Genomic DNA, 26123 nt, shown 5'->3' with positions numbered 1-26123 from the left:
TTCCGTACTATGCTATTGACGCATACCCGTCTAATTGTTGACGGATAACTGACTCACCGGCAAACACACTGTAAAGCTGGTGCCGACACCGACCTCGCTTTGCACGTCAATGCGGCCACTATGCTTTTGGACAATCCCATAGGAAAGCGACAGACCCAAACCCGTGCCGCTTCCGATCGGTTTCGTCGTAAAAAAAGGTTCAAAAATGCGTGACAGGTTCTCAGGCGGAATACCGCAGCCGGTATCTTGAACTTTTATATATACCCAGTCATCTTTGCATTCCGTGTAAATGCTGATGGTCCCTCTCTCCACGATGGAATGGGCGGCATTGACCAGGAGATTCATGAACACCTGATTCAACTGAGAGGCCAGTCCCTTTACAAGCGGCAGTTCGCCGTAGTGTTTTTCAATCACGGCTTTATATTTCACTTCATTGTTCGCGATGGTGATCGTGCTCTCCAACCCCTTCGTGATGTCCACCATTTGCCAGTCGCTCTCTCCGACGTGCGAAAAATCTTTCAAGGATTGGACGATATCCTTGACGCGTTTCAAACCGTCCAGGGATTCCGCGATCAAATCAACAACATCTTCTCTCAAATAGGAGAGATCCGCCTCCGTACTGAGTTTTTTTGCCTGATTTTTCAAGTCGTCGCTGAGTTCATTCCGTTGCAACAATTCCTCTTGTTGATTGATCACCAGAAGCAGCTTGTCAACATAGGTTTGAAGCGATTTCACATTGGAACTGACGAATCCGACAGGATTATTGATTTCATGCGCAACACCGGCAGCCAGCTGCCCGATGGAAGCCATTTTTTCCGATTGCAGCAACTGCGCCTGGGTTTCTTTTAGCTTTTCAATAAGACTGCGCTGCTCTTCTCCGGTGCGATGCAGCGCTTCTTCCATCAGTTTTCGTTCGGTGATATTTGTCAAAGAGCCAATAACTTCAATCGGATTGTTATTTTCATCCCGGATAAGACGTAGACTGTCGTGCATCCACAAATAGCGCCTGTCCTTGGTAAGGAAGCGATATTCATAAGCCCGCTCTCCTTCTACAAAAAGCAAGGCCAAACTTGAAAAGATGTTCGGAGCATCGTCGGGATGGATATGGTCGAACCAGAAATTAGGGTCCTCAACCATCTCGCGCGGAGCGTAGCCCAGCACCCTCGATGCATTTTCGCTAACGAACGTCATTTTAAAATCCCCTGACGGCACGCTGCTATAGATGATTGCCGGCGTATTCGCGATCAAATACTCAAATCGTTGCGTAATCTCCATCGGCTGCGGGATGGGAACGTTCGATTCGAAAGTTTCAAATTGTTGAGTCATGATCTATAGGGAAGTGGCCTTACAGATGCTCGGTAACAGACTGGCTGCCAATATCCAGCGTTGCTTTTTCTTCGACTATTTCGCGACATGGTCCCCTGCAGTCACATTATTATCAGTAAAGACCTCCACAGGCAATTCAATTTAGCAACTATGTCGGCTTGGAGCGCATGCGGATACATTGTCTTTAACCGTCCATGGGAATAACATGAAATTTGAGTGTCTGGCATGACAATATATTCCCGTGATTATTTCGACCCGGCAATTCTTCCTTCTGGTAGAAAGTCTATGTATAAAGCGGCCCTTTCTGAGCACCCGTCGTACTCGGAAGAAAACCTTCGCATTATCTTCGTTGAAGATGTCATCGAGGATGCAGAACTTGTTTATCACGAGCTGGAACGATCCGGGCTGCGTTCGTCTTTCAATCGGGTCGAGACACAGGCGGCTTTCCTGCTTGCCCTGGAAAGCCGGGTCGATATCATTCTGTGCGACTTTTCACTGCCGGTCTTCGACGGCATGACCGCCTTGCAACTTGCCAAGGAACGGAGTCCGGACGTCCCGTTTATCTTCGTCTCCGGGACCATAGGCGAGGAATTGGCGATTCAGGCCTTGAAGCTTGGCGCCTACGACTATGTCCTGAAGAACAATATTGCGCGCCTGCCGTCGTCGGTACGTCGCGCGCTGCAAGAATCCCACGAACGTGCAATCCGTCGAAGAACGGAAGAGATACTGTACGCAGAGAGCAATCTCTTGTCCGCGGTCTTTGATACGGCGGGTGCGGTGGGGGTCATGCTTGATGCGGAAGGCCGCATCCTCCGGTTTAACCATGCGGGGGAAAAATCCACCGGATATCTGAGCAAAGACATCCTGGGGTTGTGTTTCTGGGACATATTTTTTTCGCCCTCGCATGCACAGGAAGAGAAAGAACGCTATCTGGGTAGCGACAAGTCTGCGTTTCCGCTGCAGTTTCAAAGCCAATGGCTGACGCATGATGGCCAGGCTCGCGTCTTATTGTGTTCCCTTAGCATTCTGGAGAATCGTCACTTCAAAACTGTTTTTGTCCTGAGCGGCATTGACATTACCGAGTGGCAAGAGGCCGAGGAGAAAATCTACCATCTCAGCCATTTCGACCACATCACAGGATTGCCGAATCGCGTTGTTCTCCGGGATCGCCTGGACCAAGCCATGTTGCGCCACGAATCGGGCGAAGAATTGGTCGCACTCATGCTGATCGAATTGAATGGACATACCCAAATCCGGGATGGTTTCGGCGTCCAGGCCGGCATATCGCTGGCAATCACGGCAGCCCAGCGCCTGCAATCCTGGAAACGTCCCGAGGACGCGACCGTCACCCAGTACGCCGACGGTATTTTCGCTCTTTTGCTTGAGCGGGTAAAAAAGAACGAAATGGACGCGATCATAGAAGATGTGACGCGAATATTGCTCAGTCCTTATTCCATTCCGGGACAGCCTAGCATCCATCTCTTTCCCAAACTCGGCATATCCATTTACCCCAACGACACCCAGACATCAGAATCCTTGTTGCACTTCGCAGAAGTTGCCTTGCATCGCGCACAATTAAACGCGCACGGCCACCATCAATTTTATTCTCCGGAATTCAACGAAGAGATTGCCAGGCGCCACGCGCTGGTCAATGAGCTGCGCGATGCGATCCGGGAAGACGCGCTCGTATTGCATTACCAGCCGCAAGTGTCCTTGAAAAACGGAAGGATCGCCGGATTTGAAGCATTGGTGCGCTGGAATCATCCTGAACGAGGGCTATTGATGCCAGCGGAATTTATCGCCCTGGCGGAAGAATCCGACTTGATATTTGATTTGGGGGAATGGGTGCTGCGAGCCGCGTGCCGCCAATGCAAGGAGTGGCAAGAAAAGGGCCTGCATCCGGGAACGATCGCGGTCAACTTGTCCGCGATGCAATTTACAGAGAAAAATTTGAAAGTACTGCTCGGGCAAATTCTGCACGAGTCAGGATTGGATCCCCAGCATCTCGAATTGGAGCTGACGGAAAGTATTTCGATGGATGATCCTGACCAAAGTATCGCCATCATGGTGCATTTGCGTAAACTCGGGATCACCCTTTCCATCGACGACTTCGGGACGGGCTATTCGAACCTGAGCTATCTGAAGCGATTTCCGGTGGGACGACTCAAGATCGACAGGTCATTTGTACGCGATTTGGTGGACGATCCGCATGACCTCGCCATATGCAGGTCCATCATCGCCATCGCCAAAAGCCTGCGCCTGGAAGTCGTCGCCGAAGGCGTGGAAACAGTCAGCCAGCTGAAAATGCTGCATGCAGAGGGCTGCGACAAGATTCAGGGGTATTACTTTAGCCGCCCCTTGCCGGCGGACGACTGCACCTCGCTTCTGGAGCGCAACATTTCCTTGCCGATGGAAACTATCCAGCGACAGTCCCATGCACGCTCGCTGCTCGTGATAGACGACGAAGTGAATATACTGTCCGCAATCAAGCGAACGCTAAGCCGTTCCGGATATCAGATATTCACGGCGAATCATGCCAACGAGGCATTTGAGATCCTGGCGAAACACCAGATCGGCGTGGTGCTCACCGACCAGCAAATGCCGGACATCCTGGGAACCGAACTGCTGGAAAAAGTCCGGCATATGTTCCCGAACACCGTACGCATCATGCTGACGGGACACGCCAATCTGCAAAGCGTGACGCAGGCGATCAATCAAGGCGCCATTTACAAGTTCCTGGTCAAACCCTGGGACAACGACGAGTTGGAAAAAACGGTCCTGGAAGCATTTGAAAAATTTGAAAACTCCTGAGCCCCCCATCATCATCCCCTCTTCTTCCCAACCCGGTCTCAGTTGAAGAATTTCAGCAGAATGGTGGCGCACACGATCATGGCGGCGCCGCCGATGCGCGTCGAGATTTGCGCGAACGGCATCAGTCCCATTCTGTTGGAAGCGGAAAGGATCGCGACGTCGCCCGTTCCTCCCAGGCCGCTGTGACATGCCGTGACGATGCCCGATTCGACCGGGTACATGTTGAGCCATTTCCCCACGAAAAATCCCGATGCCACCAGTGCCGTGACGGTCGCGGCGCAGACTGCGAAATAGCCCGGGCTGAAGGCATGCACCAGATCTTTCCATGACACGAACAAGGCCCCCAAACCGACCAGAATCGCGAAAGTCAGATTGGCGGAAACGAATTTGTACATCTGATATGCACCCAGTTCGATCTTCTCCGGAATCAGTTTGAAGACCTTCAGCAAGGCGGCGCTGACGATCATCAGAATGGGGCCGGGAATCCCCGTGTATTCCGACAGAACGGCGCCCAGAATAAAGAATGCGCAGCTGATCAACAGCCCCGCGCCCATCAGACCCAGGTCAATCGGCACATGGGTGTGGTCGGCCTTGAGCAGATCGACGTCTTCGCCCGACTTGACCAGGAAGCCGTTGCCGGTCAGATGCGGGTTCTTGTCGCCGAGCCAGCGCAGGACGCCGCTCGACAAGATCGCGACGACATTGCCCAGCAACGCGGCGGGAACCAGCATCGCAATCAGCTCTGCCTGCGGCTTGCCGAGAATCTCCGAATAGCCGATGGAAAGAGGAAGGATGCCCTCGCCGATACCGCCGCCGACGATGGGGACGACGATAAAGAAAAAGCTGTGTCCGGGCGAATAGCCGAACAGCAGTCCCACGGAGATCCCCACCACGATGGCGGCCAGCGTTCCCGCCAGCAAGGGCAGGAACATGCGCATGAAACCCTGCACCAGGACCTTGTGGCTCATGCCCAGGATGCTGCCGGCCACCAGGCATGCGATATACAGATATTGCAGGTTCGCCGTCTTCATGGTGGTTGTCACGGCCTTCAGCATTTCGGGATCCATCAGCCTGAAGCCGATCAGCGCCGACGGCACGAAGAGACAAAGAATTGCCGCGCCGCCGATATGTTTGAATACAGGGAGACGGCTGCCGATCTCTCCCAGCAGAAATCCGGCAAGCATCAGCACCGCGAAGCCGCCGATCATGTCGTTGGGAAGTTTTTTATTGATGGCGGCAATGATCGTGATCGCTGCGATGGCGACGTAGACCGGCAGCGGCATTGGTCCGATCTTGCAGCGATTGATCAATGTCCATATGCCTTGCCGGATCTCCGGCGAGTCGATTGAAGTGGCTTCCATGCTTGTCTCCATAGTGGGGAGCGGTAGTTTCTTTTTTTGTACATCCGGCTACCGCCCGATCTAAAAATAGTGCTAGCTGTTGCTGCCCGCAGCCTGGATCGGCGTCGACGCATCGAGCCTGTCCCTGACGCGACGCGCGACGTCGCGCAGCCAGGGGCGCTTTTGCCAATGTCGTTCCTGGAAGGCGGCGATTTCGCCTTGCAGCGACAAGGTCGAGCCGATGATGTCCTGTCCCTCCAGAAACATGCGGTGGTGACGAGCGGACAGCGCGAACGATGCTTCCACCCGATGACTCCTGACGGTCATGCTGCCCACGTCGATCAGCACCTTATTTGTCAGCGGGTCCGAGACGTCTTCCATGATGCGCTGCACGTCGGCTTCGGCAAGCATCACCAGAAGCAAGCGGTTATTCATCGCATTGCTGTAGAAAATTTCGCCGAAACTGGACGCGATGACTGCACGGATGCCGAATTGCTGCAATCCCCATACCGCATGTTCACGGCTGGAACCGCAGCCGAAGTTGCTGCCGCCGACAAGGATCGCGGCGCCCCGGTAGGCCGGCTGGTTGAGAACGAAGCCGCTGCGCAGCTGGTTATTCGCGTCATAGCGCAGGTCATAGAGCAAACCTTGGTCCAGCCCTGTTTTATCGATTCCGCGCAAGAACTGCTTGGGCATGATCTGGTCGGTGTCCAGATTCGGTGTGGGCAAGGCTGCCGCAATGCCCTCAACAAGCGTGGTATCAGACATGTGCGTCTCCTAGTTTCCGTACATCGGTAATGCATCCGGCAATCGCGGCCGCTGCGGCCATGGCGGGGCTCATCAGATGCGTAATGCCGCCGCGTCCTTGCCGTCCTTCGAAGTTCCTGTTGGTCGTGGAAGCGCAGCGTTCGCCGGGCAGCAGGAAGTCGTCGTTCATGGCCAGGCACATGGAGCAGCCCGGCTGCCTCCACTCGAAGCCGCTGTCGATCAGGATCTGTGCGATGCCTTCCCGCTCTGCCTGCCTGCGGACGGCGCCGGAGCCCGGCACCACCATCGCCCGTACCGACGCCGCGACTTTCCGTCCCTTGACGATCGCGGCCACGACGCGCAGGTCTTCGATGCGGGCATTGGTGCACGATCCGATGAATACCCGCTGGACGGCAATGCCCTCGATGTCCGCACCGCCTTGCAGCCCGGTGTAGCGCAGCGCCTGTTCCGACGCTGCCCGCAGCGTGGCGTCCATCATCGCGTCAGGGAAAGGAATCTTACCGGTCACCGGCACCGCCTGGTCCGGGCTGGTCCCCCACGTCACGTAAGGCGCGACGTCGCTCGCATCGAATGCGTGCTCGACGTCGAAGACCGCGTCGGCATCGCTGTACAGGGTCGCCCAGTCGGCCAGCGCCGCGTCAAGATGATGCGCGGCGATTTCCGGCGCGCGATCCAGCACATAGCGTTGAACGGCGTCATCCGGCGCGATCAAGGCGCCGCGGGCGCCGGCTTCCACGGCCATGTTGCACAGCGTCATGCGCGCCTCGATCGACAGCGCCCGGATGGCGCTCCCCTGAAACTCCACCGCATAGCCGCGCGCGCCCTGGGCGCCGATGCAGCTGATGACATGCATGATCAAATCCTTGGCGCTTGAACCTGGCGGCAGCAATCCATCCACGCGAATCCGCATGTTCTTTGCGAGCCGATATACCAGGGTCTGCGTCGCCAGTACGTGCTCGACCTCCGACGTGCCGATGCCGAAACCGAGCGCGCCGAACGCACCGTAGGTGGTGGTATGGCTGTCGCCGCACAGCACCACCATGCCGGGCCGGATCATTCCCAGTTCCGGGGCGATGACGTGTTCGATTCCCTGCAACGCATCGTTGGTGTCGAACAGCACGATGCCATGTCCGGTGCAGTTCTTTGCAAGATTGGTGGCTTGCAAAGCGGAGGATGGGTCTTCAATGACGCGGATGCTTACCGGATGCGTCGGGATGATATGGTCGACCACCGCCAGGTTCTGCCCCGGCGCGGCCACGGGACGTCCGGCCTCCTTCAACCCGGCGAACGCCTGCGGGCTGGTGTATTCATTCATGATGTGGAGGTCGGCGTAGAGCAAGACGTTCTGCTCATCGAGCCGGGCGACGGTATGCGACTCCACCAGCTTTTGATAAAGCGTTTTGGCCATGTTTCTTCCTCTTCAAATGGTGCAAGTTTTTTGCGCACCTCATGAAGAAGAAGTGTAATAATTCCACTGATACTTATAATTCATATTCACTTCATCTATTCTTTAATAAAAATTAATAATGGATCGTCTATCCGATCTGGAATTTTTCATTCGGCTGGTGAAGCAGGGATCGCTTGCCTCGCTTGCCCGCGAGCTGGGCGTGACGCCGCCGGCGGTGACGTCGCGCCTGGCGCAGATAGAAAGACGGCTGGGCGTCAGGCTGCTCAACCGCACCACCAGGCGCATCAGCGTGACCCACGAAGGCGAGGTGTATTTGGCGACCGGCGCCAGGTTGCTTGCGGAATTGCAGGAGCTTGAGCAAACGGTATCGAGCAGCCGCGGTGTTCCCAAGGGCGTGTTGCGCGTCAACGCCACCTTTGGATTTGGTCGACGACACATTACGCCCGCGATTGCGGCGTTCGTCAGGCGTTATCCCGAAGTGGAGGTGCAGCTTGAACTCACCGACAGATCCATCAACCTGGCGGACAAGGCGTTTGATATCGGCATCTGGTTCGGCACCGTCCCCGACTCGCGCATGGTCGCGCGGAAAATCGTCTCGAATCAACGCCTGCTTTGCGCTTCTCCCGCCTACCTTGAAAAGGCCGGCACGCCATTGGTGCCAAGAGATCTGCAAACACATCAATGCATCGTCCTGAGGGAGAGCGACGCCGCCTATGGAACCTGGCATCTGACGCGAGGGAGCAAACAGGAAACCATCAAAGTCCGCGGCAATCTGAGCACGAACGACGGAGAAGCCGGCGTGGTGTGGGCGCTTGAAGGCTTCGGCATCCTGATGCGCTCGGCGTGGGATGTCTATCCCTACATCGAGGCGGGCAGATTGGTCCCCGTCCTGGACGACTGGTCATTGCCGGGCGCAGACATCTTTGCAGTCTATCCGGAGCGGGCGCACCTTTCCGCCAAAGTCAGCGCCTTCATCGATTTCCTGACCTCCTGGTTTGCAACGGAAGCCGCGTGGGTCAACCGGATCCGATAACCCGCGCGGCGCACAAAACGTCTGGAATCTGTATATTCATCTCCGTATTCATATCCATCTCCATTCGCACGCCCAATCCATCAATCCGAGAAAACCATGTCCCCCGATAAAACAGACCTCCTTGCATCGCTGCCACGCGTTCGCCTCGTCGACGGCGCGACGCCCATCCACCGACTCAAGGAATTGACGCGGCAGATTCCCTACGCCGGCGACGTCAACGTGTTCGTCAAACGCGATGACCTGATGGCGCTTGGCGGCGGCGGCAACAAACTGAGGAAGCTGGAATTCCTCCTGGGCGCGGCAAGGGCGGAAGGCGCCGACACCATCGTCACCATCGGCGGGCTGCAATCGAATCACGCCAGACTCACCGCAGCCGCTGCCGCCAGGGTCGGACTGCATTGCGAGATCATCCTCGGACGCCAGGTTCCCAAGACCAATGACGAATACGAACACGGCGGCAACGTTTTCCTGAACAAGCTGTTCGGCGCCCGCGTCGAGGTGGCGCAAGCCGGCATCGCGCCGCTGGAACGGGCGCGCGAGCGCATGGCGGAACTCGCCAAATCCGGGCGCCGGCCGTATCTGGTGCCGACAGGCGGATCCACCGCAATCGGCAGCCTGGGCTACGTTAGCTGCCTCTACGAAATCCTTGAGCAACAGGAACAGTTGTCGGTGCAATTCGACCATATCGTGGTTGCGAACGGCAGCTCCGGAACACACGCCGGCCTGACAGCCGGACTGCGCAGCGCCGGCAAATCACCCCGGATCGTTCAGGCGTTCACCACCTTGTTCGACGATGGCGCGAGCCGCAAGACCACCGCAGCCCTGGCGGAAGCCGCTTTGGGCATTCTCGGCCAGCAGGCGTCCATGCCGGAAGACGACATTCTGGTGGATGGCAGCCAGCGCGGCCCCGGATACGGCATCCCGACGGAAGACATGAAAAACGCCGTACTGGCGCTGGCGCGCTCGGAAGGCATTCTGCTCGATCCGGTCTATTCCGGAAAAGCCTTTGCCGGCATGCTGTCGTATATCCGTGAAGGGAAATTCAAACCCGGAGCGAACGTGCTGTTCATCATGACCGGCGGCACGCCCTCCATTTATGCGTATCGCGACGCGTTCGAATGAAGCACGCTACAAGAAAAAAATGACATCCTGGACGCGCCCCTTCTCTCTTTCGCGTATTGCATTCCAGACTGCTGCGATCTGCGTCGTGACATTTTCAGGCGCAACCGCGTCTGCCATGGAATGGGCAAAGTTCGGCAAGATGATCGGCGTGCAGCCGGTGTCGGTGGTCCGTAAGTCTTATCTTCTGTTCAGTTCCAAAACCGGCGCCAATCCGAACACTATCGCCTCGCTGGCGGAAGATTTTATTGAGTTTCTCGACAAGGAAAAGCGACTTTGAGAGAGAACATGCCTCGTTTGTCCGGCGGTAATCGGCCGGCCATATAAGTGGCGCCCATTCGTGCCTATGTCTGCAGGGCCGCCCCGCCGTGCATGCATTCCATCACCACCTCATGCACGAACCTCAGCTTGTCCAGCACTGGCGTCGATAGTGTGAAGGGATACGAATCGGGCATGCCAATGCTGCGGTTCAGGCTATTGAGTACGTAGGTCAGCGCAAACCAGTCGACTATCAGTTCATCGAATGACGCGACGTTCACGGGCGACGCATTGATCGTCAGCTGCTGTTCGCTGCGGTTCTTCGGATGCAGTTGCACGCCGCAGGAATAGGCGGTCTCCAGCGTGTCGAACATGTGCAGGTAATGCGCCCAGGTTTCCGCCCAGTCTTCCCAGGGGTGGCTGCTGGCATAGACACTGACGAACTGCTGGTTCCAGTCCGGCGACGGACCGTTGTCATAATGGCGTTGCAGACTGTCCGTGTAGTTGACGGTCTCGTCGCCGAAGATCCGGCGAAAGGCGTCGATCCTGGTGGTGCCGGCGATCAGCCGATCGAAATAGTAGTGCCCGCTTTCATGACGAAAATGTCCGAGCAGGGTGCGATAAGGCTCCGCCATCTGTTCACGCATCTGCTCGCGATAGGCAGGGTCGGCTTCAGCAATGTTGATGGTGATGACGCCCTCGGCATGCCCGGTCATCACGCGCGGTCCGTGCGGTGCCTCTTCCAGGAATTCAAACGCCAGACCGGTATGGGTGTCCTCCGGCCTGGGCGTCGGTTGCAGATGCAGCGTCCACAGCGTATGCAGCAAGCGGCGCTTTGCGACTTCGAGACGCTTCCAGAGCAAGCGATTCTGTTCGACGGCCAGCGAGGGAATGACCGTGGTCAGGCGGCAGGATGCGCACAGCGCATTGTCGCCACCATCGTCGATCATCCAGTTGCATACGTCTTCCTGCGCATAGTTGCTGCACTGCCGGAAAAGGCGTCCCTGATTGACCGGATTGATGCTGCGCCAGCGCGGCGCCGTTGCGCCGTCGTCATTCACGCCCGGCATCTCTGCCGCAGGCGCAAAGCTGCTGATGATCTGGAGTTCTGGCTGATAACCCAATAGCCAGCCGCAGTTCTCGCACAGCGTATTCTCAAAAAAAACCTGGCGCGCGCAATTGTCGCAGTGAAACGTTTTCATGCTGTGTCCTGCTTTGTCATGTCCGGCGAGAGGGGTCTGCAATGGCGCCGGGATGGCGTCATGATCGCGGCGATACCTTATTACTGACTGCGAAAGCGGCAAGCTTGTTCCGGCGTGGAACACGATACCTCATGCAATCGTCTCCACGAGCCGCAGGTTTGCCGCAAGTCCTGCGAAATCTCCCGCCATCGTCCTACGTTCGGAGGCGGGCGACGCCACCGGCAAGCTCAGTAGCAACTTCGGCGGCAATGGCGTAGACGGCATGTCGGGCTACTTCATCGATGCGCTGTTCCGTCCGACCGCGACGCAGACTGGAGCACCGGCGGCGCCCGGTTCGGATAGCAATCCCGCCGCACGGGCATGAGCCAGGCCGATGCGGAGAAACGCGTAGCCGATACCTACACCACCTACAAGGAAAACATCGACGACGCTACGCTGAAGGCCAAGGAGGCCGCCGACACGGCGCGCAAGGACGTGAAGCGTTTGCCGGCAAAGGCTGACAGCGATGCATGGGAGAGTTTTTAAGCGCGCGACGTTGTCGACGTCGGCTCAAGAGAACGCATAAAAAAAGCGGAGATGTTTCTCCGCTTTGAATGCTTGTCGCCCTGCATCGATATCGGAGCAAACCCGCGATACCGATGCAGGGCGATCCGTCAACGCTTCAGTTGCGACAGGTCGCGCACCGCGCCACGATCGGCGGACGTGGTCAGCGCGGCATAGGCTTGCAGCGCCTGCGACACGACGCGCTCGCGACCCAGCGGCTGCCATGCGTCATGGCCGCGTGCTTCCATTGCGGCACGACGTTGCGCCAGATCTTCGGGAGCAACACGCAGGTTGATGGTGCGGGCCGGGATGTCGATGTCGATCATGTCGCCCTCTTCCACCAGGCCGATGGCGCCGCCTTCGGCCGCTTCCGGCGAAGCGTGGCCGATCACCAGGCCGGAAGAACCGCCCGAGAAACGGCCGTCGGTGAACAGTGCGCAGGCTTTGCCGAGCCCCTTGGACTTGATGTACGAGGTCGGGTACAGCATTTCCTGCATGCCCGGACCGCCCTTCGGACCTTCGTAGCGGATGATGACGACGTCGCCGGCATGCACCGTGTCGCCGAGGATGCCTTCGACTGCCGCGTCCTGGCTCTCGAACACGCGCGCCTTGCCGGAGAACTTCAGGATGCTTTCATCCACGCCGGCGGTTTTGACGATGCAACCCTTTTCGGCGATGTTGCCGTACAGGACCGCGAGGCCGCCGTCCTGCGAATACGCGTGTTCGCGGTCGCGGATGCAACCGATGCTGCGGTCGAGGTCGCCGTGTTCGTAACGTTCGGCCTGCGAGAACGCGGTCTGCGACGGCACGCCGCCCGGCGCTGCGCGGAACAGCTTGTGCACGGCGGCATCGCTGCTGACGCGGATGTCGAACTTCTCGATGGCTTCGCCCAGCGTCTTGCTGTGCACGGTCGGCAAGGACGTGTCGAGCAGGCCGGCGCGCGCCAGTTCGCCGAGGATGGCGATGATGCCGCCGGCGCGATGCACGTCTTCGATGTGGAACTTGTCGGTCATCGGCGCGACCTTGCACAGGCAGGGCACCTTGCGCGAGATGCGGTCGATGTCGGCCATGGTGAACTCGACCTGCGCTTCATGCGCGGCGGCCAGCAAGTGCAGCACGGTGTTGGTGGAGCCGCCCATGGACACGTCCAGCGCCATGGCGTTTTCAAACGCGGCCTTGCTGGCGATGCTGCGCGGCAGGACCGAGTAGTCGTCCTGCTCGTAGTGGCGCTTGGCCAGCTCGACGATCAGGCGGCCGGCGCCGAGGAACAGTTCCTTGCGGTCGGCGTGAGTCGCCACGATCGTGCCGTTGCCCGGCAACGCGAGGCCCAGCGCTTCGGTCAGGCAGTTCATCGAGTTGGCGGTGAACATGCCGGAACACGAGCCGCAGGTCGGACAGGCGGAACGTTCGATTTCGGCCACGTCGGCGTCGGACACGGTGGAATCGCCGGCCTTGATCATGGCGTCGATCAGGTCGAGCTTGATGACCTTGCGGTCGTTGTTGACGACCTTGACCACCTTGCCGGCTTCCATCGGGCCGCCGGAGACGAACACGACGGGGATGTTCAGGCGCATCGCGGCCATCAGCATGCCCGGCGTGATCTTGTCGCAGTTGGAGATGCACACCATGGCGTCGGCGCAATGGGCATTGACCATGTATTCCACCGAGTCGGCGATCAGGTCGCGCGAGGGCAGCGAGTACAGCATGCCGCCGTGCCCCATGGCGATGCCGTCGTCGACGGCGATGGTGTTGAATTCCTTCGCGACGCCGCCGGACGCTTCGATCTCGCGCGCCACCAGTTGGCCCAGGTCCTTCAGATGCACGTGGCCCGGCACGAATTGCGTGAACGAGTTGACCACCGCGACGATCGGCTTGTCGAAATCGCCGTCCTTCATGCCGGTGGCGCGCCACAGTGCGCGGGCGCCCGCCATGTTGCGGCCTTGGGTGGTGGTGCGGGAACGATAGACTGGCATGCTGGGTGTCTCCTCAGAGCGACGAAAGAAAGGAAGAAAAAACAAAATAAGGCCGAAGATTGCCGTTTTCGTCGCGAGTTGTCCAATATATAATTGGGGACCCTGTGATTCGCATTGCATATCAGAGGCTGTATTGCGCCCTCATGCATTTTCCCCAAGCTGCGCATCCTGGTTGCCCGTCAGCACGTTTTCCCGGGACACGGCATAATGCCCTGCACCAGCCACCTATCGACGGCCGCCTTGCTCAGGCCGACGCAGTCAAGACTGCGCAGGCAGCCACCTCCATACCGACGCCATGTCCGAATCCACACAATCCAAACGCCACCTCGTCATCGCCGCAGTGATGGCCTCGATGGCGATGGTCGCGCTCGAAGCCACCATCGTCGCCACCGCCATGCCGCAGATCGTCACGCAACTCGGCGGACTGCATCTCTACAGCTGGGTGTTTTCTTCCTTCCTGCTGACGCAGACCGCGATGACCGTGGTGTTCGGCAAGCTGTCCGACCTGTACGGCCGCAAGCCGGTGATGCTGGCCGGCATCGCCATCTTCCTGCTCGGTTCGGTACTGGCCGGTTTCGCCTGGTCGATGCCGGCGATGATCGTGTTTCGCCTGATCCAGGGCGTCGGCGCGGGCGCCATCCAGCCGGTCTCGATGACCATCGTGGCCGACCTCTATCCGGCGCGCGAACGCGGCAAGGTGCAAGGCTATCTCGCCAGCGTGTGGGCGGTTTCCGCCGTGCTGGGCCCGCTGGTCGGCAGCCTGATCATCCACGACATGTCGTGGGCCTGGATCTTCTGGCTGAACGTGCCTATCGGCCTGGCCGCCGCCGTCGGCTTCATGGTGTTCCTGCGTGAAGGCGACCGGCACGGCAAGCCTTCGCTCGACATTCCGGGCGCGGTGCTGTTCACCGCCGCGATCGGCGCGCTGATGTTCGCCCTGACCGACGTCGGCGCCTCCAACACGGAACACGCCCTGATCGAGCTGGCGATATTCGGCGCCTGTACCGTGCTGTTCGTGTGGCAGGAGCGGCGCGCGGCCGACCCCATGATTTCATTCGGCATCTGGGCCCATCGCCCGATTGCGGCGTCCAATTGCGCGACGGTGTTCGTCGGCATGGCGATGATGGGGCTGACCACTTTCCTGCCGGTATATGTGCAGGGCGTATTGCATCGCACGCCGGTGGTTGCCGGCCTGGCGCTGACCATGATGATGGTGGGCTGGCCGATGGGGGCGACGATGACGGCGAAGTCGCTGCATCGCTTCGGCTTGCGCCAATTGATGGTGTTCGGCAGCGGCGTGATCCCGCTGGGTGCGATCTTCTTCGTGCTGCTCAATCCCGACAGTTCGCCGGTGCTGGCCGGCATCGGTTCGCTCATCATGGGACTGGGCATGGGCATCGCCAGCGTCAGCTGTCTGGTGCTGATCCAGGAAATCGTCGAGCCCGGCCAGCGCGGCAGCGCGACGGCGTCCAACCTGTTCTCGCGCAACCTGGGCAACACGCTCGGCGCGACGCTGTTCGGCGCGGTGCTCAATTATGGACTTGCCCATAACGCCGGGCCCGTGTCGATCACCGCGGACCAGATCAAGCAACTGCTCGACGCCGAAGTCAGCGGCGGCGTACAGAACACCGTGGTGCAAATGGCCTTGCACCATTCGCTGCACATCACCTTCGTGGTCATGTTCCTGATTGCCATCGCCATTCTGCTGGCCGCGATGGTGGTGCCGCACATCACCCTCAAGCGGGTCGTGCAGGTGTCTGCGCACGAAGGACTTTGACGCCGCCAGCACAGCATTGATGCACCCCTAATGCACCATTCCCCCGCAATACCAAAAAGATGGCCAGAATTGGCGTACACTCGTGAAACATTGTTCATGACAAGACATCGTCAAGCTGCCAACCCGATCCCGTCTTTCTGAGTCGCCGCAAGGCGACTCAACCTGCATCGAACCCAGCCATCCTGCGTGTGACCCCGGAGCACACAAACCTGGATTCAGCTCTTTCCGCAAGTCCCCACTGACCGCTTCTGCGCCGCAACGCGCAGTCGGGCGGTATTTATACGCTTGTACGAAACGCGTCTTCGCAGCCATCGCGGCGACAGACGTCCGCGTGCGTACCGGCAGGATGAAAGACGTGAATCGTGAACCCAGACCAAACTCCCATCGAAGAAGAATTGCCACTGCGCGCAGAATTGTTCAGCGCCCTGCAGATGGAGCAACACGGCCGCGTGCTGGCCAATGCCCACAAGCTCAGTCCGACTCACGGTCCCGACAAATTGCTGGCGCGGCTGGCGGACAATGAAGCAACCATCATCCTGGCCTGCACCCGCCTGACCGAAGCCATCAAGGCCGGCCGCCAGGTGACGCCTGCGGCGGAATGGCTGCTGGACAATTTTTATCTCATCGAAGAGCAAATCCGCACCGCCAAGCGTCACCTTCCCAAAAACTACAGCAAGGAGTTGCCGCGACTGCTGCACGGTCATTCCGCAGGCCGTCCGCGCGTCTACGACATCGCGCTGGAGACGATCTCGCACGGCGACGGCCGCGTCGATCCGGAAAGCCTGAGCCGCTTCGTGGTCGCCTATCAGCAGACCACGACGCTCAACCTGGGCGAACTATGGGCCATTCCCATCATGCTGCGCCTGGCGCTGATCGAGAACCTGCGACGCGTTGCGGCGCATCTGTCGGCGACGCGCATCCATCGCAACCTCGCGCATTACTGGGCCGACGCCATGCTGGACGTCGCGGAGAAGAACCCCGGCGACCTGATTCTGCAAGTAGCCGACATGGCGCGTTCGGCGCCGCCGATGGAGAGCTCCTTCGTCGCTGAAATGGTGCGCCGTTTGCAAGGACACAGTCCCTCGCTCACGTTGCCGCTGACCTGGCTGGCGCAACGGCTGGCCGCCGCCGGCACCAGCATCGAGCAACTGGTGCAGCAGGAAAGCCAGCGCCAGGCTGCCGATCAGGTCTCCATCAGCAACAGCATCGGCTCGCTGCGTTTTTTGAGCAGCATGGACTGGCGCGAATTCGTCGAGACCATGAGCGCCGTCGACCATATTCTGCGCGAAGACCCCGACGATACGTATGCACGCATGGACTTCGCCACGCGCGACCGTTACCGCCACGTGGTGGAAAAAACCTCTCGCGAAGCTGCCATTTCCGAAACCGATGTGGCGCGCCAGGCGGTTTCCATGGCGCGCGCCGCAGCGATGCAGAGCGATATCGGCGACCGGCAGGCGCATGTCGGCTATTACCTGATCGGGCAAGGACTGCAACAATTGCAGGCCAGCGTCGTCAAGCATGTGCCGGCGCGCACAAAACTGGCGCGGCTCGCGAGCTCGTCTCCGTTGGCGATGTATCTCGGCGCCATCTTGCTGATCACGGCTTTGTCGACGTGGTGGGTGCTGGCCGAAGCGCATCGTAACGGCGCACATCAGTGGCATCCGGTCTGGCTGGCGCTGCTGGGATTGCTGGCGGCATTTCCGGCCAGCCAGTTGGCGCAATCCATCGTTAACTGGCTGGTGCCGTTGCTGGTGCCGCCGCGACTGTTGCCGCGAATGGATCTTTCCGGCGGCATTCCGCCCGAATGCCGTACGCTGGTCGTGGTGCCGACGCTACTGATCACCCCGGCCGGCGCGGAAAGCCTGGTCGAGGCGCTGGAGGTGCGCTTCCTTGCCAATCAGGATATCAACCTGCGCTTTTGCCTGCTGACCGACTTCGCCGACGCCGCCAGCGAGAACATGCCGGACGATGCGCCGTTGCTGGAGTTGGCGACCAGGCTCATGAGCGACCTCAATATCAAGTATCCGCGCACGGGCGGCGACAACTTCCTGCTGCTGCATCGCCCGCGCCGCTGGAACCCGACGCAAGCGGCCTGGATGGCCTACGAACGCAAGCGCGGCAAACTCGGGGACCTCAATGCCTTCCTGCGGGGTGCGGGACAAGAGGCGTTCTGCGCCGTCGCCGGCGATACCGCCGGACTTGTCAATACCCGTTACGTCATCACGCTCGACACTGACACCGAACTGCCGCGCGATGCCGCGCGCCAGTTCGTCGCCACCATGTCGCATCCGCTCAACCGTCCGCACTACGATGCCGCGCAAAAGAAAATCACCGACGGCTACGGCATCCTGCAACCGCGCATCGCGGTCAGCTCGCCGAGCGCCCAGGCCTCGCGCTATGAACTGCTCTATGGCGGCGAAACCGGCATCGATCCGTATACCCGCACCGTCTCCGACGTCTATCAGGATCTGTTCGGCGAAGGCTCGTTCATCGGCAAGGGCATCTACGATGTCGACGCCTTCGAACGAGTTCTGGACGCACGCATGCCCGAAAACCGCATCCTCAGCCACGATCTGCTGGAAGGCTGCTATGCGCGCGCCGGCCTGATCAGCGACGTGCAGTTGTACGAGCGGTATCCGTCGCGCTACAGCGCCGACGTCAGCCGGCGCCATCGCTGGATTCGCGGCGACTGGCAGATTGCCGCCTGGCTGTGGCCGCGCGTGCCGGTCAGCCGGGATAAGGCCGGAAAACTGCAGTACGAAAAAACGCCGTTGTCGGCCCTGTCGCGCTGGAAACTGTTCGACAATCTGCGCCGCAGCCTGGCGGCGCCGGCATTGACGCTGGTCGCAGCGAGCGGATGGATTTTGCTGCCGCAGGCCTGGTTCTGGACTGGCGCGGTATTGGCGGTGGCGCTGGTGCCGGCCTTCTGTTCTTTGCTGCTGAACCTGCTGAAAAAACCGGACGACATACGGCTGCAGCAACATGTCTCGGCGTCGCTCGCGACATTGGGCGCGCAGTTGATTCATGCCGGCCTGGCCATCAGCTTGTTGCCCTACGAGAGTTGGTATCACCTCGACGCCGTCCTCCGCACGCAATGGCGTCTGCACGTCTCGGGCAAGCATCTGCTGGAATGGAACAGCTCCGGCGAAGCCCAAGCCCATGTACGCACCGGCAATCGCTTGCGTTCCTACTACGCCGCGATGTGGCAGTCGCCATTGCTGGCGCTGCTGGTCGCCGTATACCTTGACCTGCGCCATCCGGCCGCGCTGGCGGCCGCCGCGCCGATCCTGCTGCTCTGGTGGCTGGCGCCGGTCATTGTGTTCCGCATCAGCCAGCCGGTCACGCGGCGCCGGCCGCGTCTGAACGATATGCAACAGACCTACCTGAATTCACTGGCGCGCAAGACCTGGCTATTCTTCGAGACCTACGTCGGTCCGGCCGACAACTGGCTGCCGCCCGACAACATGCAGGAACATCCGGTGGAAGTCCTGGCGCGGCGCACTTCCCCCACCAATATCGGACTGTCGCTGCTGGCCAATCTGACGGCCTATGATTTCGGCTACATTCCCGGTGGACAATTGCTGGAACGCACGCACAACACCTTCCAGACCATGGCGGCGCTGGAACGTTATCAGGGTCACTTTTACAATTGGTACGACACGCAATATCTCCGTCCGTTGCCGCCGGCGTATGTATCGACGGTCGACAGCGGCAACCTGGCCGGCCATCTGCTGACGCTGGTGCCGGGCCTGCAAGCGCTGGCCGATGCGCCGGTGCTGCATGCCAATGTGTTTCACGGCATCCGCGCGGCCCATGTCATCCTCCATGAGCTGTCGCAGTCCCTGCCGCTGCCCGAAGAGAAACAATTGTCGCCGCTGTTCGCCGCCGAACTGGAATCCGCCTGTCGGACGCCGCCGTCTCCGGCGCAGGCCTGCGCGATTCTCGAGAGCCTGCATCGCCATGTGAACGATTTCTCGCACCGGCTGCACCAGGCTTCCACGTCCGCCGCGCCAGGCACGCCATCCGACAAGAACCTGCAGCGCCTGGGCCGGATCCATCAATGGGAACGCGCGCTCGCCAGCCAATGCCGGGAAGCACTGGCCGAACTGCAGGCGTTGGCGCCATGGCTGCGCAACGACGAGTTCGCGCGATGCGGCGACGACCTGCCTGTACTCGCGGCTGCACTCAACGGCAGTTTTACGCTGCGTCAGATTGCGCAGTTGCCGGCCCTGATTCAACTGACCCAGACCATGCCGGCGGCCCTGCAAGCCCTGCTCAAAGAAGGCAGCGACCTGGCTGCCTCGCGCCTGGCCGCCATCGACATGCTGATCACCCAGGCGACCGAATTCTCGCGCATGGAATACCGCTTCCTGTACGACCCCGCCACACACCTGCTGGCGATCGGCTACAACGCCGCCGAACGTCGCCGCGATACCGGTTTCTACGATCTGCTGGCATCCGAAGCCCGGCTGGCGACCTTCGTCGGCATCGCCCAAGGCCAGTTGCCGCAAGACAGCTGGTTCGCGCTGGGCCGGCAACTCACCCTGGCTGGCGGCGAACCCATCCTGCTGTCGTGGAGCGGCTCCATGTTCGAATACCTGATGCCGCTGCTGGTGATGCCGACCTTTGCCGGCACCCTGCTCGACCAAACCTACCGCTCGGTGGTGGAACGACAGATCGGTTACGGTACGCAACGCGGCGTGTACTGGGGCATGTCGGAGTCGGGCTATCACAGCTTCGACGCCAGCCTGAATTATCAATACCGCACCTTCGGCGTGCCGGGACTCGGCTTCAAGCGCGGCCTGGGCGACGATCTGGTGATTGCGCCATATGCCACGATGATGGCGTTGATGGTGGCGCCGGAACAGGCTTGCGACAATCTGCAGGCCATGAGCGCCGCCGGCTTCGAAGGCGTCTTCGGGATGTACGAAGCGATCGACTATACGCCGTCGCGCCTGCCGCGCGGCCAGGGCAATGCGGTGATTCGCTCGTTCATGGCGCATCATCAGGGCATGGGATTGCTGTCGCTGTCGTATCTGCTGCTGGACCGGCCGATGCAACGGCGCTTCGAGTCGCATCCGCTGTTCCAGGCCACCATGTCGCTGCTGCATGAGCGGGTTCCCAAGGCCGGCGCCAATTACTCCACCGCGTCCGAACTGGCCGACGTGCGCATTGCCGCCGTCGACCAGAACCAGCAGATCCGCGTAGTGCGCCGTCCCGATCCACGCACGCCGGAAGTGCAGTTGCTCTCCAACGGTCGCTATCACGTCATGATTACCAGTGCCGGCGGCGGTTACAGCCGCTGGAACGACGTGGCCGTCACGCGCTGGCGCGAAGACACCACGCGCGATCACTGGGGCAGCTTTTGCTACGTGCGCGACATCAGTAACGATGCATTCTGGTCGACGGCCTATCAGCCGACGCTGACGCCGCCGACGCATTACGAAGTGATTTTTTCCGAAGGCCGCGCCGAGTTCCGCCGCAGCGACCGCGACATCGACATGCACACGGAGATCGTGGTCTCGCCCGAAGACGACATCGAACTGCGCCGCACCAAGATCACCAATCGCTCGCGCACCACGCGCACGCTGGAAATCACCAGCTACGGCGAAGTGGTGCTGGCGCCGGCGGCCGCGGACGCCATGCATCCGGCGTTCAGCAACCTGTTCGTGCAGACCGAGATCGACATGCAGCGCGGCGCCATCCTGTGCACGCGCCGGCCGCGTTCGGTCAATGAAAGCGTGCCGTGGATGTTCCACCTGATGGCCGTGCATGGCGCCGAAGCCGAGGCGGCATCTTACGAAACCGACCGCATGCAGTTCCTCGGCCGCGGCAACACGCCGGCCGCGCCGCGGGCCATGCGACAAACCGGAGCGCTGTCGAACAGCGCCGGATCGGTACTCGATCCCATCGTGGCTATCCGTCGCCGCATCACGCTCGAGGCCGAGCAATCCGCGACCATCGACATGGTGACCGGCGTCGCCGTCAACCGCGACATCTGCGAAGAACTGATCGGCAAATACCAGGACCTCCACCTGGCCGACCGCGTGATGGAACTGGCATGGACCCACAATCAGGTGGTCTTGCGCCAGCTCAACGCCAGCGAGGCCGAGGCTCAACTGTATGGCCGCCTGGCCAACTCGGTGGTCTATGCCAATCCCTTGCTGCGTGCCGACGCCAGCATCCTGGCGCGCAACCGGCGCGGCCAGTCGGCGCTGTGGAGTTATGCCATCTCGGGCGATCTGCCTATCGTGCTGGTGCAGATCCGCGACATGGTCAACATCGAACTGGTGCGCCAGCTGGTGCAGGCCCATGCCTACTGGCGTTCCAAAGGGCTGGCCGTCGATCTGGTGATCTGGAACGAAGACCATGCCGGTTATCGGCAAGTGCTGCAGGAGCAGATCCTGAATCTGATCTCTTCCGTCACCGGCGCGCACACCATCGACCGGCCGGGCGGCATCTTCGTACGCCTGCTGGATCAGATTTCCGACGAAGACCGCATCCTGTTCCAATCGGTGGCGCGCGTGATCCTCAACGACAGCAGCGGCACCCTGGCCGAGCAGGTCGCCCGCCGCGACACGCCCGAGGTGAAGATGCCGCTGCTGTCTCCCAAGGCCGCCATCACGCCGGATGAAGCGGAAGCGACGTTACCGGCGATTGCTCCTCGACCGCCATTGCTGGACAACGGCATAGGCGGTTTCAGCGCCGACGGCCGCGAATACCTGATCACCACCGGCGACGCCCGCTATACACCGGCGCCGTGGAGCAACGTCATCGCCAATGCGCACTTCGGCAGCGTGGTGTCGGAAAGCGGCCAGGCCTATAGCTGGGCCGAGAATGCACATGAATTCCGCCTCACGCCGTGGGCCAACGATCCCGTCAGCGACGGCGGCGGCGAAGCCTTCTATCTGCGCGACGAACACAGCGGCCTCAGCTGGTCGCCGACGCCCTTGCCGCGACGCGGCAGCGGCGACTATCTGACGCGGCACGGTTTCGGCTACAGCGTCTTCGAACACAGCGAAACCGGTATTTTTTCCGAGCTGACCATGTTCGTCGCCCTGGATGCGCCGGTCAAATACATGGTGCTGCGCGTGCGCAACGATTCGCCGATGCAACGCCAGTTGTCGGCCACCGGCTACGTCGAATGGGTGCTGGGCGACTTGCGCGCCAAGACCGCGATGCACGTCGGCAGCGAGGCCGACGTCGCCACCGGCGCGCTGCTGGCAAGCAACCACTACAACACCGAGTTTCCGCAACGCGTCGCTTTTTTCGACCTGGATGCCGCCGTCAAGACCGTCACCTGCGATCGCAATGAATTCATCGGGCGCAATCGTTCGCTGCACAATCCCGTGGCGCTGGAGCGGCAACGCCTGTCCGGCAAGACCGGCGCGGGTCTGGACCCGTGCGCCGCGATGCAGACGATCTTCGAACTGGCGCCCGGGCAAGAGCGCGAACTGGTATTCCTGCTCGGCCTGTGCGATACGCGCCAAACCAATGCGAGCGCGTTGATCCTGCACCATCGCGGCATCGTCACGGCGCGTTCGGCATTGCAAGCGGTGAAGAACTACTGGCAACACACGCTGGGCACGATTCAGGTCAGCACGCCCGAGCCGGCGCTGGACGTACTCGCCAACGGCTGGCTGTTGTACCAGACGCTGGCTTGCCGGCTGTGGGCGCGCAGCGGCTACTATCAGTCCGGCGGCGCGTTCGGCTTCCGCGACCAGTTGCAGGACGGCATGGCGCTGGTGCACAGCGAACCGGCTCTGGTGCGCAAGCATTTGCTGCTGTGCGCGGCGCATCAGTTCGTCGAAGGCGACGTCCAGCATTGGTGGCATCCGCCGACCGATCGCGGCGTGCGCACGCATTGCTCGGATGATTATCTGTGGCTGCCGCTGGCGGTGCATCGTTACGTCGTCGCCACCGGCGACACCAGCGTGCTCGATGAAACGGTGCATTTCCTTGAAGGGCGGGCAGTCGGTGCGGAAGAAGACTCCTACTACGACCTGCCGCAACGCTCCGCCGAAAGCGCGAGCCTTTATCAACATTGCGTGCGCGCCATCCGGCACGGGCTGCGATTCGGCCAGCATGGCTTGTCGCTGATCGGCTCCTGCGACTGGAACGACGGCATGGATAAAGTCGGCGAACATGGCAAGGGCGAAAGCGTCTGGCTCAGCTTCTTCTTCTACGAAGTCATGATGCGTTTTGCGGAAGTGGCCGTCCTGCACAAGGATGCAGAATTCGGCCTCGCTTGCCGCGACCACGCGCAGATGCTGCAGCAGCACATCGAACAGAACGGCTGGGACGGCGACTGGTATCTGCGCGCCTATTTCGACGACGGCAGTCCGCTGGGCTCATCCGCCAACGCCGAATGCCAGATCGATTCGATCTCGCAAAGCTGGGCCGTCCTGTCCGGCGCCGGCGATCCGCAACGCGCGCAGCAAGCCATGCAGGCGGTGCGGCGACGCCTGGTGCGCGATGAAGACAAACTGGTCCAACTGCTCGATCCGCCGTTCGACCGCTCCGACCAGAATCCCGGCTACATCCGCGGCTACGTGCCCGGCGTGCGCGAAAACGGCGGGCAGTACACGCATGCCGCGATCTGGACCATCATGGCCTTTGCCCGCATGGGCGATCAACAATCGGCATGGGACCTGATGCGCATGATCAATCCGCTCAACCATGCCGGCAACGCGGAACAGATCGCCGTCTATAAAGTCGAGCCCTACGTCGTCGCAGCGGATGTCTATGCCGTGACGCCGCACACCGGCCGCGGCGGCTGGACCTGGTACACCGGTTCGGCAGGCTGGATGTACCGGCTGCTGGTGGAATCGCTGCTGGGGCTGCGCATCGAAGGCAACAAGCTGACGATCCAGGCCTGCCTGTCGCCCGATTGGGAAAGTTACGAAATGGACTATCGCTACGGCGCCACGCGTTATCGGATGACGGTCAGGATCTCCCCTGCGACGGCGACCAAACCGCCGGGAACATGCCGCTTCAGCCGCGATGGCATCGATTTGCCCGAACCGGCGTTGACGCTGGTGGACGACCGTCAGGAGCATCAGATCAATGTCGCATTGTCCCGCTGAGCGTTTTTGCACTGTGACCTCGCCATGATCACACAGGGCCACGAAAGGCTGTTATGAAACTCTACTATTTCATCACCAAACGCATGGACGACATCCTCGCGGAGTGGGAGCGTTTTGCGCATACCGTCTCGGGCAATGCGCGCGAACAGCCCGACCTGGTGTTGCGCGATCATGCCAGGGAGATTCTCCAGGCCATCGCCGTCGATATCGAGACATTGCAGAATCCGCAACAGCAACAACTGAAGTCGCAAGGCCTGGCGCCGGGATTGTATTCGCAGCGCAGTGCTGCCTCGATCCATGGCGCGCTGCGCCAGGCCGGCGATTTTTCGCTGTTGCAGGTCAGCGCGGAATACCGTGCCTTGCGCGCCACGGTCCTGCGCTTGTGGTTGCCGGAAGTCACCGCCATGTCCGGCGAAGCGATGCAACAGATGGTGCGCTTCAACGAAGCGATCGACCAGGCGTTGAGCGAATCGATACTGACCTTTTCGGCCCGCGCCGATCACACTCGCGAGTTGTTCCTCGCGATTCTCGGCCATGATCTGCGCGCGCCGCTCAGCAACATGGGTCTGGCCGGCGATCTGTTGATCCGCGCGACCTTGTCGGCGGAAAAAACCGTCGAACTCGGTGCGCGCGTCAAGCGCAGCGCGCGCATGATGAATTGCATGGTCGACGATCTGCTCGGCTATACCAGGACGCAACTTGGCAACGGCATGCCGACGCTGCGCCTGCCGATCGATCTGCGCGAGGTGTTCCGGTCGGTGGTGGAAGAAGCCGGCGCCATGCATCCGGCAATGCAATTCCAGCTGCATGCGGAAGGCGACATGCGCGGTTCCTTCGACGCCGTGCGCCTGCACCAGCTGTTTTCCAACCTGCTGCTCAATGCCGCGCAATACGGCACGCCCGACCGGCCGGTCAGCATCGCCGCGCGCAGCGCCGACGGCAATATCATGGTCAGCGTGAAGAACTACGGTTCGGAGATCCCGTTCGAATCATTGCAATCCATCTTCAAGCCGCTGGTCCAGTTGCCCACCGAATCGAGCAGCGACGGACGTCCCAGGACCAGCCTGGGCCTGGGACTCTTCATCGCGCGCGAAGTGGCGCTGGCGCATGGCGGCAGCATCAAGGTCGAGTCGGACGTGGAGTCGGGAACGATTTTTACCGTCACGCTTCCCAAGAACGCTCTCTGAACGGAATCAGGCGTATCAGGCGGTGCAGGCCGCGTACTGGGATATACTGCCGCGCTATCGTCAGAAATGACGCCGGAAAATTTCAACACAGCAACCCAGGCAAAGGAACAACATGCGCAAGCTCAGACGTATCAAGAACATGGAAGCGACCTATCGCATCTACTTCACCAAGCTGGTCAACAGCATGCTGGAAGAACTGGCTGCGGAAGTGGCCGAACGCAGCGGCGAGAAGTAAGACCTCGTTGCGCGCTTCCATCGTGGGCGGCCGGATGTGGCTGGCCACCACCAC

General features: G+C 60.4%; 15 protein-coding genes. 9 read left to right on the top strand and 6 right to left on the bottom strand.

The window, feature by feature from the left end; all coding sequences use genetic code 11:
- Positions 1–30 precede the first annotated feature (30 nt).
- Entirely contained in the window at positions 31–1326 is a 1296-nt protein-coding gene (locus PMI16_RS05125) for an ATP-binding protein (RefSeq protein WP_007877073.1), read from the bottom strand.
- A gap of 225 nt (positions 1327–1551) precedes the next feature.
- Between PMI16_RS05125 and PMI16_RS05120 the strand changes: the two genes are divergently transcribed.
- Positions 1552–4137 (top strand): EAL domain-containing protein, encoded by a 2586-nt coding sequence (locus tag PMI16_RS05120; protein WP_007877068.1) that lies wholly within the window; start codon positions 1552–1554, stop codon positions 4135–4137.
- A 38-nt stretch (positions 4138–4175) separates the two neighbouring features.
- Here the strand turns inward: PMI16_RS05120 and PMI16_RS05115 are convergent, their stop codons facing one another.
- The 3 genes from PMI16_RS05115 to leuC form a co-directional block, all read right to left on the bottom strand.
- Positions 4176–5498 (bottom strand): 2-hydroxycarboxylate transporter family protein, encoded by a 1323-nt coding sequence (locus PMI16_RS05115; protein WP_007877066.1) that lies wholly within the window; start codon positions 5496–5498, stop codon positions 4176–4178.
- A gap of 72 nt (positions 5499–5570) precedes the next feature.
- Positions 5571–6245, bottom strand: a complete 675-nt coding sequence (gene leuD / locus PMI16_RS05110) for a 3-isopropylmalate dehydratase small subunit (protein WP_007877064.1) — start codon at positions 6243–6245, stop codon at positions 5571–5573.
- Complete coding sequence (gene leuC, locus PMI16_RS05105; RefSeq protein ID WP_007877062.1) at positions 6238–7653, bottom strand: 3-isopropylmalate dehydratase large subunit; 1416 nt, start codon at positions 7651–7653, stop codon at positions 6238–6240. Before leuC ends, leuD begins: the two co-directional genes overlap by 8 nt.
- A gap of 118 nt (positions 7654–7771) precedes the next feature.
- Here leuC and PMI16_RS05100 point away from each other — a divergent pair, with 118 nt between their 5' ends.
- The 3 genes from PMI16_RS05100 to PMI16_RS25730 all read left to right on the top strand — a co-directional run bounded on the left by PMI16_RS05100 (position 7772) and on the right by PMI16_RS25730 (position 10085).
- Positions 7772–8686: a LysR substrate-binding domain-containing protein gene (locus PMI16_RS05100; protein ID WP_007877056.1), complete on the top strand. Its 915-nt coding sequence runs from the start codon at positions 7772–7774 to the stop codon at positions 8684–8686.
- 96 nt (positions 8687–8782) lie between these two features.
- Positions 8783–9808 carry a D-cysteine desulfhydrase family protein gene (locus tag PMI16_RS05095; protein ID WP_007877051.1) on the top strand — a complete coding sequence of 342 codons (1026 nt, stop codon included), beginning with the start codon at positions 8783–8785 and terminating at the stop codon, positions 9806–9808.
- 19 nt (positions 9809–9827) lie between these two features.
- Positions 9828–10085, top strand: coding sequence for a hypothetical protein (locus tag PMI16_RS25730; RefSeq protein ID WP_157212530.1), 258 nt, complete (start codon positions 9828–9830; stop codon positions 10083–10085).
- 64 nt (positions 10086–10149) lie between these two features.
- Here PMI16_RS25730 and PMI16_RS05090 read toward each other — a convergent pair whose 3' ends face one another.
- A complete protein-coding gene (locus PMI16_RS05090) occupies positions 10150–11265 on the bottom strand; it encodes a zinc-binding metallopeptidase family protein (RefSeq protein ID WP_007877047.1) in 1116 nt (371 codons plus the stop codon).
- 360 nt (positions 11266–11625) lie between these two features.
- On the opposite strand from PMI16_RS05090, the gene PMI16_RS25725 reads away from it, so the two are divergent.
- Positions 11626–11790 (top strand): hypothetical protein, encoded by a 165-nt coding sequence (locus PMI16_RS25725; RefSeq protein WP_007877045.1) that lies wholly within the window; start codon positions 11626–11628, stop codon positions 11788–11790.
- Positions 11791–11918: 128 nt separating this feature from the next.
- Here the strand turns inward: PMI16_RS25725 and ilvD are convergent, their stop codons facing one another.
- Positions 11919–13781 carry a dihydroxy-acid dehydratase gene (gene ilvD, locus PMI16_RS05085; protein ID WP_007877043.1) on the bottom strand — a complete coding sequence of 621 codons (1863 nt, stop codon included), beginning with the start codon at positions 13779–13781 and terminating at the stop codon, positions 11919–11921.
- 295 nt (positions 13782–14076) lie between these two features.
- On the opposite strand from ilvD, the gene PMI16_RS05080 reads away from it, so the two are divergent.
- From PMI16_RS05080 to PMI16_RS26655, 4 genes are all read left to right on the top strand, one after another.
- Positions 14077–15558, top strand: a complete 1482-nt coding sequence (locus PMI16_RS05080; protein ID WP_007877041.1) for an MDR family MFS transporter — start codon at positions 14077–14079, stop codon at positions 15556–15558.
- A gap of 362 nt (positions 15559–15920) precedes the next feature.
- The gene (locus PMI16_RS05075) at positions 15921–24647 is read left to right on the top strand and encodes a GH36-type glycosyl hydrolase domain-containing protein (protein ID WP_337469344.1); all 8727 of its coding nucleotides are present in this window, start codon (positions 15921–15923) and stop codon (positions 24645–24647) included.
- A 53-nt stretch (positions 24648–24700) separates the two neighbouring features.
- On the top strand, positions 24701–25834 hold the full coding sequence (locus PMI16_RS05070) for a sensor histidine kinase (RefSeq protein ID WP_007877039.1): 1134 nt from the start codon (positions 24701–24703) through the stop codon (positions 25832–25834).
- A gap of 112 nt (positions 25835–25946) precedes the next feature.
- Positions 25947–26069: a hypothetical protein gene (locus tag PMI16_RS26655; RefSeq protein WP_007877038.1), complete on the top strand. Its 123-nt coding sequence runs from the start codon at positions 25947–25949 to the stop codon at positions 26067–26069.
- Positions 26070–26123 lie beyond the last annotated feature (54 nt).

This window comes from Herbaspirillum sp. CF444, assembly GCF_000282135.1.
Lineage (GTDB): Bacteria > Pseudomonadota > Gammaproteobacteria > Burkholderiales > Burkholderiaceae_D > Herbaspirillum.
The sequence above is the reverse complement of the archived record's forward strand: the minus strand, read 5'-3'. Positions and strand labels throughout refer to the sequence as shown.

What these genes read in the sequence shown, in the direction of transcription:
- PMI16_RS05125 (WP_007877073.1), bottom strand. Translation starts at nt 1,326, where the DNA reads ATGACTCAACAATTTGAAACTTTCGAATCGAACGTTCCCATCCCGCAG.
- leuC (WP_007877062.1), bottom strand. Translation starts at nt 7,653, where the DNA reads ATGGCCAAAACGCTTTATCAAAAGCTGGTGGAGTCGCATACCGTCGCC.
- ilvD (WP_007877043.1), bottom strand. Translation starts at nt 13,781, where the DNA reads ATGCCAGTCTATCGTTCCCGCACCACCACCCAAGGCCGCAACATGGCG.
- PMI16_RS25725 (WP_007877045.1), top strand. Translation starts at nt 11,626, where the DNA reads ATGAGCCAGGCCGATGCGGAGAAACGCGTAGCCGATACCTACACCACC.
- PMI16_RS05080 (WP_007877041.1), top strand. Translation starts at nt 14,077, where the DNA reads ATGTCCGAATCCACACAATCCAAACGCCACCTCGTCATCGCCGCAGTG.
- PMI16_RS05100 (WP_007877056.1), top strand. Translation starts at nt 7,772, where the DNA reads ATGGATCGTCTATCCGATCTGGAATTTTTCATTCGGCTGGTGAAGCAG.
- leuD (WP_007877064.1), bottom strand. Translation starts at nt 6,245, where the DNA reads ATGTCTGATACCACGCTTGTTGAGGGCATTGCGGCAGCCTTGCCCACA.
- PMI16_RS05120 (WP_007877068.1), top strand. Translation starts at nt 1,552, where the DNA reads ATGACAATATATTCCCGTGATTATTTCGACCCGGCAATTCTTCCTTCT.
- PMI16_RS05115 (WP_007877066.1), bottom strand. Translation starts at nt 5,498, where the DNA reads ATGGAAGCCACTTCAATCGACTCGCCGGAGATCCGGCAAGGCATATGG.
- PMI16_RS05095 (WP_007877051.1), top strand. Translation starts at nt 8,783, where the DNA reads ATGTCCCCCGATAAAACAGACCTCCTTGCATCGCTGCCACGCGTTCGC.
- PMI16_RS05090 (WP_007877047.1), bottom strand. Translation starts at nt 11,265, where the DNA reads ATGAAAACGTTTCACTGCGACAATTGCGCGCGCCAGGTTTTTTTTGAG.
- PMI16_RS05070 (WP_007877039.1), top strand. Translation starts at nt 24,701, where the DNA reads ATGAAACTCTACTATTTCATCACCAAACGCATGGACGACATCCTCGCG.
- PMI16_RS26655 (WP_007877038.1), top strand. Translation starts at nt 25,947, where the DNA reads ATGCGCAAGCTCAGACGTATCAAGAACATGGAAGCGACCTATCGCATC.
- PMI16_RS25730 (WP_157212530.1), top strand. Translation starts at nt 9,828, where the DNA reads ATGACATCCTGGACGCGCCCCTTCTCTCTTTCGCGTATTGCATTCCAG.